This is a genomic window from Blautia sp. AF17-9LB (assembly GCF_003479185.1).
In the GTDB taxonomy this organism is placed as follows: Bacteria; Bacillota; Clostridia; order Lachnospirales; family Lachnospiraceae; genus Fusicatenibacter; species Fusicatenibacter saccharivorans.
Genome location: NZ_QUGU01000019.1, coordinates 46,384 through 61,410, shown reverse-complemented (window position 1 = coordinate 61,410; position 15,027 = coordinate 46,384). Strand labels below are relative to the sequence as shown.

Annotated in this window: 11 protein-coding genes; 2 read left to right on the top strand and 9 right to left on the bottom strand. The window is 44.4% G+C overall.

The window, feature by feature from the left end; translation table 11 throughout:
- The 6 genes from DWX00_RS16730 to thrH form a co-directional block, all read right to left on the bottom strand.
- Complete coding sequence (locus DWX00_RS16730) at window positions 1-2,898, bottom strand: glycosyl hydrolase 115 family protein (protein ID WP_118595809.1); 2,898 nt, start codon at window positions 2,896-2,898, stop codon at window positions 1-3.
- An 84-nt stretch (window positions 2,899-2,982) separates the two neighbouring features.
- Complete coding sequence (locus tag DWX00_RS16725) at window positions 2,983-4,656, bottom strand: extracellular solute-binding protein (RefSeq protein WP_118595808.1); 1,674 nt, start codon at window positions 4,654-4,656, stop codon at window positions 2,983-2,985.
- Between the two features lie 547 nt (window positions 4,657-5,203).
- Complete coding sequence (locus DWX00_RS16715; protein WP_226906347.1) at window positions 5,204-5,965, bottom strand: aldo/keto reductase; 762 nt, start codon at window positions 5,963-5,965, stop codon at window positions 5,204-5,206.
- 229 nt (window positions 5,966-6,194) lie between these two features.
- Window positions 6,195-7,781: an AAA family ATPase gene (locus DWX00_RS16710; RefSeq protein WP_118595806.1), complete on the bottom strand. Its 1,587-nt coding sequence runs from the start codon at window positions 7,779-7,781 to the stop codon at window positions 6,195-6,197.
- Between the two features lie 168 nt (window positions 7,782-7,949).
- Entirely contained in the window at window positions 7,950-8,792 is an 843-nt protein-coding gene (locus DWX00_RS16705; protein ID WP_117801893.1) for an alpha/beta hydrolase, read from the bottom strand.
- A gap of 72 nt (window positions 8,793-8,864) precedes the next feature.
- Window positions 8,865-9,473 carry a bifunctional phosphoserine phosphatase/homoserine phosphotransferase ThrH gene (thrH, locus tag DWX00_RS16700; protein ID WP_055227856.1) on the bottom strand — a complete coding sequence of 203 codons (609 nt, stop codon included), beginning with the start codon at window positions 9,471-9,473 and terminating at the stop codon, window positions 8,865-8,867.
- A gap of 389 nt (window positions 9,474-9,862) precedes the next feature.
- Here thrH and DWX00_RS16695 point away from each other — a divergent pair, with 389 nt between their 5' ends.
- Both DWX00_RS16695 and DWX00_RS16690 read left to right on the top strand, forming a co-directional pair.
- Window positions 9,863-10,603 carry a hypothetical protein gene (locus DWX00_RS16695; protein WP_022462533.1) on the top strand — a complete coding sequence of 247 codons (741 nt, stop codon included), beginning with the start codon at window positions 9,863-9,865 and terminating at the stop codon, window positions 10,601-10,603.
- 282 nt (window positions 10,604-10,885) lie between these two features.
- A complete protein-coding gene (locus DWX00_RS16690; RefSeq protein WP_022462534.1) occupies window positions 10,886-11,614 on the top strand; it encodes a hypothetical protein in 729 nt (242 codons plus the stop codon).
- A gap of 76 nt (window positions 11,615-11,690) precedes the next feature.
- Here DWX00_RS16690 and DWX00_RS16685 read toward each other — a convergent pair whose 3' ends face one another.
- The 3 genes from DWX00_RS16685 to DWX00_RS16675 form a co-directional block, all read right to left on the bottom strand.
- Window positions 11,691-12,875, bottom strand: coding sequence for a MalY/PatB family protein (locus tag DWX00_RS16685; protein ID WP_117801892.1), 1,185 nt, complete (start codon window positions 12,873-12,875; stop codon window positions 11,691-11,693).
- A complete protein-coding gene (locus tag DWX00_RS16680) occupies window positions 12,856-14,034 on the bottom strand; it encodes a trans-sulfuration enzyme family protein (protein WP_117510969.1) in 1,179 nt (392 codons plus the stop codon). The genes DWX00_RS16685 and DWX00_RS16680 overlap by 20 nt, the downstream gene beginning before the upstream one ends.
- Window positions 14,035-14,234: 200 nt before the next feature.
- The gene (locus DWX00_RS16675; protein ID WP_118595805.1) at window positions 14,235-14,996 is read right to left on the bottom strand and encodes an endonuclease/exonuclease/phosphatase family protein; all 762 of its coding nucleotides are present in this window, start codon (window positions 14,994-14,996) and stop codon (window positions 14,235-14,237) included.
- Between the last annotated feature and the right edge of the window lie 31 nt (window positions 14,997-15,027).

Genomic DNA, 15,027 nt, shown 5'->3' with positions numbered 1-15,027 from the left:
TTATTTTTCCTCCTGTCTGCCGTGATACGTTTCTGCCGGTCCAAGATAACTTTCTTCCGGCTTTTCCCCCATCGGATAAATCACGATTTTTTCGAGAACGAAGCCGGGTGTCACATGATAGACCCGAAGTGTATTGAACCCTGCTCTGCATTTTATCGAAACTGTTTGTCTTCGAATCTGACTCAGAACACCTTCTGCCCATTTCTCTGCCTGATCACCGACCTGATAATCTTTCTCCACTGCGTTTACGGTTTCTGTCATCTCTTCATTTATCCTGACCGCATAAAGAAGTTGATTCTCTCTGGTAACCGGATTGGATGGCTGCATATAGAATTCTGCTTCATATGTTCCGCTTTCTTCCAAAACAAATTGATACTCCAGATACGGCGCATCCTGTCCCGGAACTGTGCAGGCATCGGATGGAAATGCCTTCATCGCTGAATTCGTCTTTCCATATCCCTGCAGATTTTCAAATTTTACCTGTCTGTCTTTGTAATTTCCAGGAACAGAATTTACATAATGTGCCGCTTCGATGCTGAGATACCCCATTGTATCCACAAATACATTTTTCTTATCCTGTAGATTTCCTGTATAAACCGGCACTGTAATCTCACATTTTCCTTCCGGTGTTGCAATCTCGAGCGAATCCTGAATAGTATCCTGGTTCGTTTCCGGTAATCTCTGTTTTATCAAGGTAAGATTCAGCCGCACTTTCTTCTGGCTCACGCCATCCAGCCATCCTTCCATCGGCTCCACAGACAGCCAGCCCGGTTTTTTCAGAACTTTGTACTCTGCCTTTAAATCACTCCGGCTATATAGGGTGACGGATGCTCTGGTACAGTCCGGATTTAAGAAATCCTTTAATTTCATCGTGTTATCCAGCCACGGGCTTCCTTCCGCATGCTGCGCCGTGCCGTCTGCTGCCACAAGGATGGATCTTTTCTTTAATGGTATGACCCGCATAACGACTGGATTCCTGCATTCATCTTCATTCCAGTGTGTAAATCCAATATGCTGTGACATTCCCATTCCATACCATCTTCCCTGATCCATCTGATGATACATTTCCACAGCTTTTCGATCCTGTTCCATGCATCTTTCCACTTCATCCCCATAATCATTGGCACAGACCGCACCAAGATTAGCATAATAATGATTCCAGCCTGCAAGAATCTGCATCTTCACAAGATTCATTGTCCCAAATGCCGGATAATATACAAGCGCGATAAATGCGGACAGATTCTGCGGATTCGTTTTTTCAATTGTTTCATATACGTCCTGCAGTTTTTTCAAAAGCTGCTCTTCTTCTTCGAAGATCCTGCTGCTTTCCTTTTCCTGCACCGGATGATACGTCTCCGGGTTCAGTGCTTCCGGCCTTCTTCTGTGGATGATTTTTGTGTACTGCTCTAAAATGTCTGCAATAGTGTCCTGTGTCTCTTCTTCCACAGAACCGAATTGCTGTCTCACCCACTTTCTGGTGTACTCCTGCGTGCAGTTAAGCGCCCTGCTTCCCCAGCGATCAAAGTCATACGCCATGTCCAGAAAAAAGCTCAGTGGAAATTCCTGTGTGGCGATGTCTCCGACATTTACCATCCAGAGTTCCCGCACACCAAAATCGTATGCCATACTCATCTGCTCCCAGATTTTCGGCAGATAAGAACTGTTGATCCACTCATAGGAAACCGGCCATCCGTGGTAGTCCAGATGATAATACATACCATAGCCGCCCGCATGTTTTCGCATCTCTTCTGTTGGAAGTGTCCGGAGATTTCCATAGTTATCATCACAGAGCATCAGAATCACATCCTCTAACTCCTCTGCTCCCATTAGTCCCTTTGTTTTTTCATTTCCATAGAAAAATTCTTCTACTTCTTTGTATAAGGCTATCATGCGCGGAACCTTGGTCAGATCAGGATTTACACGTTCCTGAATCAGTTTTTTCTGCGTTTTCAGTACATCCCGCAGCAACTGAATATTATCTTCCAGTGTTGCATTCTTTCCCATGATCGCAGTATCCGCTTCTCCACGCATGCCGACGGTGATTACATTTTCAAACTTTCCGCTTCTTTTCAGTCCATCTTCCCAGAATTTTGTAATTCCCTCTCTGTTTGTTCTGAAATTCCAGGCATCTCCGTAAACAGAATTCTTACCTCTGAGATATTTGTATTCTTCCCCCTGCCTTAAGCACGGCTCATGATGTGACATTCCCATAATAATTCCGTATTCATCTGCAAGCTCCGCATTTAAGAGGTCCGGTCCATCATCTGCAAATCTTGCGCTCCACATAGCCGGCCAGAGATAATTTCCTTTTAATCTGAGTAAAAGTTCAAATACATGATCATAAGCTTTTGCATTAAAGCCGCCAAAATTATGATTGCACCAGTTTCCAAATGCCGGCCATTCATCATTAATAAAAAATCCCCGGTATCTGACGGATGGCTCTTTGCTGATACAGGCCATGTCTTCCCTCAGTTCTATCTTTTCCTGCTTTGGCGGCATCAGTCCGCACCAGTCGACAAACGGTGAGACTCCCAGCATTTCCGATAAATGAAAAAGGCCATAAATCGTTCCTCTTTTGTCGCTCCCGGCAATTACAAGAAGGTTCGATTTTGTCCTGTTTTTTATTTCAGGAAAAATCCATGCATAGCATTCTCTCTTTTGTTCCAGCTCTTTTAATTCCGCACTCCCGGCTTCTTCCAGCTTTTTCAGGAAGCTGCTTTTTCCTTTCGTCGCGGCAATGATCGTCCAGTCCTCCCCGCTGCTTTCCAGTGTTTCCGGTATCTCTTTTTCTACCAGAATCTGCGGTTTCTTTCCCGATACAAGTTCCACATCGTGTGCTACCTTTTCCGTAACTCTGATTACGCCCGGAAAGGCACTTTGCTCCAGACAAATTCTCATAGGATTCCCTCCCGTATTTTATAAAAAGCCCCCATCTGTTTACTGGTTATCACCATTGTAAACAAATAGGGGCCTTCGGACTATTTAGTTCTTGTCATTCAATATGCAAAAATTGCTATTCTTTTTGTTCATTCGTTGATCGAGCTCTTTCTGTAAATCCTCAAAATAGCTCTGTGGATCGCATGCGTTGTATGCTTCCATATAGGAATTCCATGTTTCTTCAAAATTCTGTGCCAGAATCACCTGCGGAAGCCACCGGTGTTTTACTTCATCCATCCGTTCCAGTGTCTGTCCTGCCTGTGTATTTGATGTCAGTGAATTGGTATACGAATACATGGGATACCACACTCCCGGCGCATCATTTCTCCCAAGCATATCTACATAGTTTGTTACTCCATACGCCTCAAAACATTCCTGTATATCCCGGGGCTGGCTTTTCCAGAATTCTACCGGTTGATTTTCCGGCGAAAATGCATTGATTCCATCTGACAGCATTCCTTCACTCCTTGGAAAATAGGAATATGTACAAAAATGCGTCTTTTTCAGTTTCCGATCATTTACCCTTACGCCCTGCTCCTCATTCAGATAAAATATTCCGTTTTCGTCTATCGAATAATCCAGATTTTCTTCTCCCCAGAAACGTAATTTCGTAATCTCCGGATCAAGGAGGTTATTTACAAACTGCATTGCCCCTTCCGGGTCTTCACAGGAAATGGTAATAGAAAGTCCTGACGCGGTATCCAGCTCTGCTGATCTTGCCGTATGCCACTGATTCTTTACTTTTTTGTCTATTGTTATCGGAAGTGGCACATAATCACATCCATAACTGCGCAGATTTCCGGAATCATACGCTGTCTGTATGGCATAATAAAACTGCCATCTTTGATCCACCATACCAAGAACAGCACCTGTGGACAGCTTATCCAGATATTCTTCATAAGTATCCAGAAATGTTTCCGGGCTGATCATTCCTTTTTTGTATTCTTCATTTAATTTCTGATAGTATCTTTTGGCTGTCGGTGTTGTATTATAGTCAATGACCTGCAGTGTATCTGGATCTACGATGCAGCTCCCATCATTCGGATATCCATCCAGAAATTGAGGAACATTCTCCAGACAAAAGTATCTCCAGTCATCGCATAAAATAGCAAACGGAATATTCGGTGTTCCATTTTCCAGACAGGGATTTGCTTCCTGATACCGTTCCAGAAGATCAAAATATTCATCCACCGTCGTGATTTCCGGATAGTCTGCCCATTTCAAAACTCTTGTCTGAATCCAGAAAGCTTCTCCGCTGTGGATTACTTCCGTGTCCTGTCCCTGTGAAACTCCGAATTGTGGAATCCAGTAGATATGTCCGTCTGCCTGCCGAAACAGGTCCCACTGTTCCTCTGTCAGATAATTTTTTATATTGGGATAATTGTCCCAGTATTCGTCAATGGGAATCAGTGCTCCTGCATCATATAATTTACTTTCGCCGGAAATAAAATCCGGATACTCGCCGGCTGCAATATAAGCATTCAGTGCATTATCCTTTGTCTGTCCTTTCAGCCATGTTTCTTCACAATCGGCTCCGATCTGTTCAGCGATCTTCTTTTTCATATCATTATCCGAAGTGATCTCTTCCCCTGTTGTTGAAAAAAAGGCCGTATAATGACGGATCTGATTTCTGCTGTTCTGGCTCTGGTACAGGAGAGCAGCTATTCCAGCTATCATCAGACTCCCTGCCAGTAATAATATTGTTGTTTTTTTCTTCATTCTTTTCCCCTGTCTCATTTCCTCTTTCTATTTGTTATAATAAGCACCTGATATTCTGCAATAATACTTGCTAAAAATAACACCTAGGCCTCTGGCTTAGATATTGTCATTATTGTTTTTATTTTATTGCTTTCTACTTCTTGCACACCAAGGGCAGCCCCATGTTAGCCACTTCAATTAAATAAGCAAGCTAAAACCTGTAATAAAAAGAGCCTGACGCATCAGGCTCTTTCAAGGTGTTGTCCGAAGACGGCCACCGCAATTCATAACTATAATGTACCACACAGGGTGAAATCCTGCAAGAAATTTTAAGAGTTATATGTTTTTCCTTTCAGCAGTTCTGCCGCAAGTGCCTCATTGATATCATCGGACAGATTGTTTTCCTCCGGTTTGCCGAAATATGTTTCCATTGCATAGCTTAAGGTATCAAACGCACCGGAAATGACCTACTGGAATGGTACAGACATCGAATATTCTGGATCCAGGAACGCAACGTCTGCCTGTGCAAAAATGATCTTACAGCAGTTGGAAACCAAACCGCCCTGTTTTATTCGTGGATCTTTCTGATATTGCACATTTTAACAAATTCCGGATCAAAATGCTTGACCGCAGTTCCCTGATAGCCAAGATCCAGTGAACTGATTTTCTGCATCTCCTCTTCAGTCAGTGTAAAATCCCATATCTGGAAATTCTCTTCGATTCTCGCTTTGTGAACCGATTTCGGAATGACCACAACGCCGCGCTGCACATTCCAGCGCAGAACAACCTGTCCTACGGTCTTTCCGTGTGCGGCAGCGATTTCTTTTACCATCTCGTTGTCAAACGGATTGTGGCGTCCTCCGCCGAGCGGTGCCCATGCCTCCGGCACGATCTGGTACTCTTCCATGACTTTTAATGCAGACTCCTGTGCGAAGTACGGATGCATTTCAATCTGGTTTACCATCGGACGGATCGCTACCGTTTCCAGTTTACGGTATCCTGCCATGAAATCACCTGCAGGCTGATGGATAAACATCAGATCGATGTAGTCGGTTCCAAGCAGTTCCAGACTCTTTTCTACGGTTCCTTCTGTCAGATACTGGCTTGCCCAGATTTTGGTGGAGATGAAAATGTCCTCTCTTGCCACACCGGATCTTTTGATTCCGCGTCCGACCGCGCGCTCATTCATGTAAGCCTGTGCCGTGTCGATCATGCGGTATCCGCAGGCTAATGCGTCCACAACCGCCTGCTCTGCCTGGTCTGGTGTCATCATAAAAGTTCCGATTCCCACTGCCGGGATCTGTACCTGATTGCTTAATGTAAAGTTCATCATCATAACCTCCCTGTTTTATTTTGATGTGTGATATTTTGTTATTTCCCTGTCTTTGTAGCTTTAGCTTATCACCCGGGAGTTGCTACCGATCAAGGACTTTTTTTAAAAAATTTCTAAAATCTAATCGTTCATTCCTATTTCGTATCGACTGAAATATTTACAAAAACGTCATATCATGAATTCCGTTGTCCATGATATGACGTTTTTCCTCTCAGCATTCGGTTTTCTATCTTTTTATCTTTTCAATCCTGCACTCATGTTCTTTCGTCTTTTTATTGTAGTTAATTCCCACCAGAAGAATATTTCCTGTATATTCCAGAATAGAATCCGGATATTTTTTATCCCAGATCTGCTCTATGGCGGTATCTGTGCTTTTGTTCCACTTAAGTTCTACCAGCAGCGCCGGATAACTTGTTCTGTATTCCGGTTTCGGAAGATAAACAAAATCTGCAAAACCGCGTCCGGTCGGCAGCTCTCTTACGGGTTGGAAATAATACTGCATAGAGCTTAAATATGCTATCGTAAGCACGCTGCTCAGGGAATTTTCATCATTATATTGGATCACCGAACTGTACTCCTGATGAATTCGCTCTATCCCATCTGCTACCGCTTTTTCATCCATATCCAGGGTTGCATCCAGCAAATCTGCGGATTCCTTCTGAAAAGTAATCATTTCATTCCATTTATTGCGTTTCACCGCATTGTTTAATTCATGTCTGATTTCCTCATTTGGAATAAAAACCTGCTCCCTGTCCTGATCGTAAGCCAGATATCCCAAGTGGATCAGATACGTCAGTACATCATCCCGGTTGGCGAAGCTTACGGTATCATTCTGGAAAGATGTCACATCCACATCCACGGCGGCCCCCGACATCATTTCTATAATTGCCGCCCGCAGTCCGTCGAAATTCATGTTAATCAGTGGCACGATTGCTTCATAGCTGCCGGTATTGGACCAGTAGCTTTTATATTTTCCATTCAGCATCAGGCTGACAACGGCTTTTGGATTATATACCTGATACCCTTCCAGAGAATATCCATCATACCATAATTTCACCTGCTCATAGATCTGTCCGTACCTGTCGCATAAATCATGCACTTCCTCTTCTGTAAAGCCAACATACGGTGCCATTCTTCCTGCATCCAGCATGGTAAATTCTTCAAAATTGTTGAGGGCGGACTGTGTCTTTAATTTCTTGATCGGCAGAATTCCTGTCAGATACGCCAGTGCAATATATTTTGACGGTTCCGATCCTTTGAACATGCCTCTTAAAAAATCAATATATTCTTCCTGCACTTTATGGTTCTGCGCTTCATCTCGGATCAGTACATCCCATTCATCGATGATGACAACAAATTTGTTTCCCGCAGCAGCCTTAATATAGGACATCGCCCCATAAACCGTCTTCACAGTATCCGGAATCAGTTCTCCGTATTTTTCCTTCAGTTCCTGCAGAATTCCGTTATTGATATATTCCACAACGCAATCCGCATTTCCGGCATCCATCATGCACCACTGGACATCAAAATGAATCACATCATACTGGTTCAGATGTTTTTCAAAGGACTCCGCCTTATGAATCGCATAGTCCGCAAACAGTTCTCTGGAATCACTGCCTTTGCTGTAATATGCCGACAGCATCTCCGCTGTGATTGACTTTCCGAAACGCCTCGGACGGCTGCTGCAGATAAATTTTGATGTAGTACTGATCACTCTGTTGGTATATTCCAGAAGCGGTGTTTTATCTACATAGATTTCTGAATGAATGACTTCCGAAAATGCTTCATTTCCCGGATTTAAAAATCTTCCCATGGCGGCCTCCTTCCTGTTCACATTGTGATCTTTCCTGTATTCATTATACACGGAAAGAACTCCGATGGGTAGACTTTATCCTGCAAAAAATGCTGCACCACAGATTCTCCCAAACAATCAAAAAACAGAGCGAAAATCTCCTGGACTTTCACTCTGCTTTTGCTTCTTTTACAGTTTTGCGCGGAAGAACGCACAGATTTCGTCCCACACTTCCTTCTGGAAGAAACGAAGATCTGCGTGGTCGGCATCCTCGATCGAAAGCAGTGTGACGTCACATCCCGCTTTTTCCAGTTCGTCGTGCAGTTCCTCTCCCTGTCCGAACGGAACAGTATGGTCATTCTCTCCGTGGATGATCAGAAACGGCGGTGCGGCTTTTGTCACGAAGCTGACCGGACAGCATGCGAGTGCTTCTTCCGGATGGCGCATCACGTTTTTGCCCATCAGAAGGGATTCCGGAGATGCCGCACACTGCTCCGGATCACTGTACGGGAATCCGCGGAAATCGGTCGGCGGGTACCACGGGCAGGCGGCCTGTACGGCACTGGAATATTCCAGATTTTCTCCCACATCATAAACGGGATCTGTCGCAAGCGCTGCCATGCAGGTCAGATAACCGCCCGCAGACTCTCCCATCACACCGATGCGGTCCGGATCAATGTTGAAGCGATCGGCATGTGCACGCAGATAACGGATTCCTGCTTTCACATCCTGCAGCGATGCCGGAAATTTTGCCTCATTACTCGTGCGGTATTCTACCGATGCAACAACGAATCCCTGCTGTGCCAGTACGGACAGATAGGCAAGATGTGCCGAGCGGTCCATCTGGATCCAGGCCCCTCCGCAAATCCATACCACACACGGGTATTTTCTGGTGTTATCCCGCGGGTAAATCAAATCCAGCTTCAAATCCTGCACCGTGTTTCCAAACCAGGCATCCGCCTGTGCAAATGTAATTCCTGTTGTGACGCAGAATTGTGGTTTTTCTGCTTCTACCTGAATTCTTCTTCTCATGTAATAAAACCCCCATATTTCTGTTTTCCTGACCGTTTGTCGCAGCCTCTGGCCGGAAATCACCTTTTTTGTTTACTTCTCATCCATTGCTTTTTTGATCGCGCCAAGCAGCTCCTCATACGTCTCATACGCCGGGATCTGCGGATAGTCGGCTTTGATTTTATCGGTCGAGCGGAACAGAAAACCTGCCTTACTTGCCTGAATCATGCCAAGGTCATTGTAGGAATCGCCGCTTGCGATCGTCTCAAATCCGATGGACTGCAGTGCTTTTACGGTGGTGAGCTTCGACTGCTCGACTCTCATCTTAAAACCTGTGATCTCTCCGTCGTCTGCGACTTCCAGGGAGTTGCAGAACAGGGTCGGATAGCCAAGTTTTTTCATCAGCGGTGCGGCAAACTCCGTGAAGGTGTCGCTGATCAGAATCACCTGGGAGAAGGTGCGCAGCTCGTCGAGGAACTCTCTTGCGCCCGGCAGCGGATCAATTTTTTCAATCGTAGCCTGAATTTCTTTCAGTCCAAGGCCATGCTCTTTTAAGATTCCAAGTCTCCATCTCATCAGTTTATCGTAATCCGGCTCGTCGCGTGTCGTTTTTTTAAGTTCCGGGATTCCGCTTGCCTCCGCAAACGCGATCCAGATTTCCGGTACCAGTACTCCTTCTACATCCAGACATGTAATATACATTGTTATGATCCCCTTTCCTGCGCTGCCCGCCTTGTTTGCCGACGGGGTTTTGTTTTTTTTCACAGCATCACTTTACCACACTATATCATAGAATCCATATCACTGCAAATTAAAATCACGTTTTATTTTTTTATACGTATATATCTCTCTAAAATTACATTCTTTTTACAAAATCGTTGTTTTTTACAAATTCATATATTTATTTATATGTTTTTTGACTATTGATTTATTTTTTATATATTTATATAATAATTACAAGCATTTTTATTAATTTTCTATTTTATCATCCATATTAACGAACGAATTTACTTTTCAGATAGTGCACTAATCTAAGGATAAATAAAAAACTAAAACCATCCAACAATACTTATGAAAGGAGACCACTCATCATGAAAAAATTAAAAACATGTCTTGCATTTTTTATTTGTTGTATTCTGTCCTTAAATATGGTAATTTGCAATGTAAAGGCAGATAATAATGTTGTTCTATCTAACAAAGCATATCTATTAAAAACCGGAATGCCACAAAAGGAAATAGAAAAGCTGGATGATGACGTCATGCAGTTCATTGTGGATGACTTAAAAAGTGGAGGTAAACATTTTGAATATATTAATTCAAATATCGAAAATCAAATATCGATACTCAGTAGCGAAACTTTAACCGGTATTTCCTTTACTGCATCAGCTTTTAAAAATGCATCAACCATTTATATCTATCCAACATACGAGTTTACTTCTAATAAACAACCTCGCGGAAAAGACAGTTTTTCTTTTCAATTAGGCGCTGCTATGAGACCGTATGAATATGGTGGAAAATTATGGTACAAAGATAATACTATGAACGATTGGAAAGTCGGTGGAACTCTTACTGCAAATAATCAGCAATTATCTGGTGCTGAATTTTCAGGGAGTCAACTAGGAACACCCGACTATGCCATGAAGCTTAAAGGTGTTACATACTGTCACGCTACTGCAGGTAATAGCAGTGATAAAAGAATTGTAATGGGATACTTATATAATCCCCAGAAAACCGGCTACAGTATCTCTTTTTCCTACAACGGTGGTGGAATTAGCTACTCTCCATCAGGAACAGCCTATACTGCATATAAAACAATGAACCTAAGTTATTAAACTTTCATTCACCACATACAAGTACATTTAATTTCTAATTACTCTTTCAAAGTAACAATTTGCCTATCCAGAAGCACAAATTTCTCTGATAGGCAAATTGTGTTTAAGGTATTTTCAAGTAATTTAAGTAAAATCATGAGCAAGTCGCCATTACTCGTAGAAAAACGGGCAGATTATGAATGTTTTAGGAATTGCAGGAACAAAAAGTACAGAACAACCATTCAAAAAAACTTTTAAATCCGGCATCAACTGAATAAAGCCATAAATAAGAGGTAACTCATTATGAAAAAAATCAAATTTTTATTTTTCACCCTGTTATTCTGTTTTTCTGTTCCAGTCAAAGCAGACACTGCATTCGAAAATGACGATACGGTATTGTGCTCTTTTTTAAAAGAAAACGTACCAGAAAATGCTTCGCCAATAGAATCCAGTTTAGAAAACGAGTATCGAAAAACTTCTTCCAAACCTATCGATTTCTATTTTTTTAAACGATCTGAAAAGACAAAAAGTTTCCAAGATCTGTATGCCGCAAATGTACTCACCTATCAGGAAAAATCAGATCGTTCTTTGTTATATCAGACAGTTTTCGATTTTCAAAATATAACCCAGGTAAGAACTGCGAAAGAAGACTTTATCCGTCTGGAGACAGATCCACTGATGTATCTTTTTGAATTAGAAAAAGCAGAATTGTGGACTCGGAACAGCACGGAAGAACCCTGGACGCTGGAACGGAAAATCACAACGCCTGGAAACCCAGATTTTTATCTTCCTTATAGCCAGTTTTCTTCTGATAAAAAATATTTTCGAATTCTGGCATCTTTTTCCTGGAGCCCGAGCCCTGCTGAGGAAAGCGAAGTTTCTTCGCCAGAATATCATTGCATTTATACCTCTGTGTATCCGGTATATCAGATTCCGGTGAAAGTACTCGTTTTGATATGCGGAGGCGCAGCTTTCTTCTTTCTCTACCGGAGACACAAAAAAAATCATATCTCCCAAAAAGATGTTCCGTAAGCTGCGCCTTTTCAACATGTTTTCGTCACTGTTCAGAGCCAACTTCCAAAATGCTACGCATCTCATCGGTGTGGCTTTATCTGCTTTTCATTGCATCCCGAATCCGCTCCAGTGCCTCGGTCAGGGTTGCGCGCGGGCAGGCAATGTTGATCCGCTGGAAACCGCGTCCGCAGTCTCCGAAGATTTTGCCACTGTCAAGCCACAGCTTCGCCTTGTTGATCATCAGGTCTTCCAGTTCATCAACGGATAGCCCCGTCTCGCGAAAATCGAGCCATACGAGATATGTTCCCTCCAGGTCGATCATCTTCACGCCCGGAAGCTGCTCCTCCACATACTGCTTTGTAAATTCTGCATTTGCCTTCACATAGGAAAGCATTGCCTCATACCACTCCTCGCCCTTGTTATATGCCGTCTCGCATGCCACCAGCCCCATCACGCCAAGCTGGCTCGTTCCGGCTGCGTCAAGCTGTTTCCGGAATTTTGCACGGAGTTCCGGGTTGGCGATAAAGATATTCGACATCATCATACTTGCCAGATTGAACGTCTTGCTCGGTGCCGTGCAGGTGATCGTGATATCCTCGTATTCTTTTTTGATTGCGGCAAACACCTGATGCTCGCCTTTGAAGATGAAATCTCCGTGGATCTCATCACTTACAACCGTCACGCCATACTTTATGCAGAGATCTCCGATTGCCGTCAGCTCCTCTTTCGTCCAGACTCTTCCGACCGGGTTGTGCGGATTGCAGAGGAAAAAGAGCTTCACGTTTTCAGCTTTCAGCTTCTCCTCGAAATCCGCCACATCCATGTGATAGCGGTTATCATCGCCGAGCACCAGCGTGCTGCTGACAACTCTTCTGCCGTTATCCGCAATGACTTCCGAAAATGGATAGTAAACCGGTGACTGGATCAGCACGGCATCCCCAGGCGCGGTGTAAGCTTTGACTGCCATCGCAAGTGCAAACACAACGCCTGGCGTTTTGATCAGCCATTCTTCTTTCGGCTCCCAGTTGTGATGGCGTTTCATCCACCCCGCAACTGCCTCAAAATATGGAGTCTGCGCATCGCTGTAGCCGTAAATGCCCATTTTTACACGCTCCACCAGCGCATCCTCGATGTAGGAGGATGTCTCAAAGTCCATGTCCGCCACCCACAGCGGCAGCACGTCAGCTGGCATACCGCGTTTTACTGCGAAGTCATATTTTAAACAGTCTGTATTTTTTCGGTTGATGATTCTGTCAAAATCAAGATTTCTTTCCGTCATTTTTCTCTTCCTCAATTTCTGCAAAAACCTTCTCAAGCTCGCCGATCAGGTCCTCGATATTTTCAATTCCGACGGAGAAGCGAAGGGTGCTCTCCGTAATTCCGTTCCGCTCACGGATTTCCTTCGGCACATCGGCATGTGTCTGCGTCGTCGGATACGTAACGAGTGTCTCCACGCCGCCGAGGCTCTCTGCGAAACGGATCATTCTTACCTTCTCCAGAATGGCAAGGGCAAACTCTTTGCTCTCGAGCTGGATTGTCAGCATAGCACCGAAGCCTCTTGCCTGTTTTTTCATAATCTCATGGCCCGGGTGATCCGGCAGTCCCGGATAGATCACTCTTGTGACTGCTTTCTGCTTCTGCAGCCATGCAGCGATCTGCTCTGCATTCTCCTGGGAACGCTCCATGCGGATGCCTAAAGTTTTCATGCCGCGCAGCACCAGCCAGCAGTCAAACGGAGCAAGACCTGCACCTGTTGTCTTAATCAGGAAACGCAGTTTTTCCTGAATGTCTTCACGGTTTGTCACGATAAAGCCTGCCAGCGTATCATTGTGGCCGCTTAAGTATTTCGTGCCGCTGTGGATGACAACATCCGCGCCGAGATCGAGCGGGTTCTGGAAGTACGGAGACATGAAGGTGTTGTCCACGATCAGAATCAGGTTGTGGCGTTTTGCAATATCCGCCATCTTTCGGATGTCGGTTACGTTCATCATCGGGTTCGTCGGGGTCTCGATGTAGATGGCTTTTGTATTTTCTTTCACATAGCTTTCCACGTCATCACGGCAGCAGTCGATGCCGGAAAATTCGACGCCGTTTTTCTCGTTCACATGGTGGAACAGACGAATGCTTCCGCCGTACAAATCGGAATCCGCAATGATGTGGTCTCCCGGGCGGAACAGCTCCATCAGAAGTGAGATCGCTGCCATGCCGGAGCTTAATGCAAACGCATCAATTCCGTTTTCCAGCACAGCCACCATCTTCTCCAGATGCTCTCTGGTCGGGTTCTGCAGTCTGCTGTAATCAAATCCGGTGCTCTGTCCTACGCCCGGATGCGCATACGTTGCGGTCTGATAAATCGGGTAGCTGAGTGCGCCGTAGTGGCTACACTGTCCCTCGTCCTCTTCTAAATGGATACATTTTGTGTCAATTCCTCTTGCCATATGAATAATCTCCTGTTATTTCGTAATTTTTCTTTCTATACTAATCTGATAGGTTTTGTAACGTAACCTATCATAACAGAAAATGCGGCGTTTGTATATTCCCTTTTTTCTTTGACTTGTTATAAGTTTTTCCTATAACTATCGTAAAAAAACGCCGCCAGAAGATTTTTCTCCCGGCGGCCGCCTCTTGCATCCATATTTTAAATAAGTTCCGCACAGATCGGATCATGATCAGAAAGGCACACACCGTCCTTCTGCTCCGTCCATTTTTCCACCTTTTTCAGTTCCCAGTCCCCTTTGAGAATGATGTAGTCAATCGAGCACTGCGGATCGTTCGGATCATCGCGATGATAGTTGTGGAAGGTAATGCCGATTCCTTCCGTCGCATTCACAAGACCGGCAGTTTCCCTCAGCGGTTTCATCTCTTCGCTGTCCGGCTCGGCATTGAAGTCGCCGCTAAGAATCACCAGCACATCGGCAAATGCTTTCTCTGCTCTCAGATGTGCGAGAATCTGCTCCAGGCCAAGCTTTCTCGCCCCGGCGCACTCGTGATCCAGATGGGTGTTGATGACGCGGAACACTTTTCCGGTCTCCATATCCTCAAATACCACATCCGTCGCAGTACGCGGGCACATACTCTGTACCGGATAGCGGGATCCCGGCACGTACGGTGTCGGTGACAGCCAGAAGGTTTCCAGGCTCACACTCTGAAAACGTTCTTTCCGATAGGCAATGATCATTGCCTCACCGGTCAGATCCTTTTCTCTTCCACATCCGGCAATGTAATATTCTGTCAGATTTTCCTTCAGCCAGGCAGCCACATGCGGCAGTACCTCCTGAAAACCGATGATATCCGGCTTTTCCTGTCTGATTTTTTCCAGAATCAGCGGTCTGCGGTAGATAAAATTATTGGCTCCATCCTGGCCAAAATCACAGCGAATATTAAATGTTACAAATTTCATGGTAAAACCCTCCTTTTATTTGTTTTCCTAA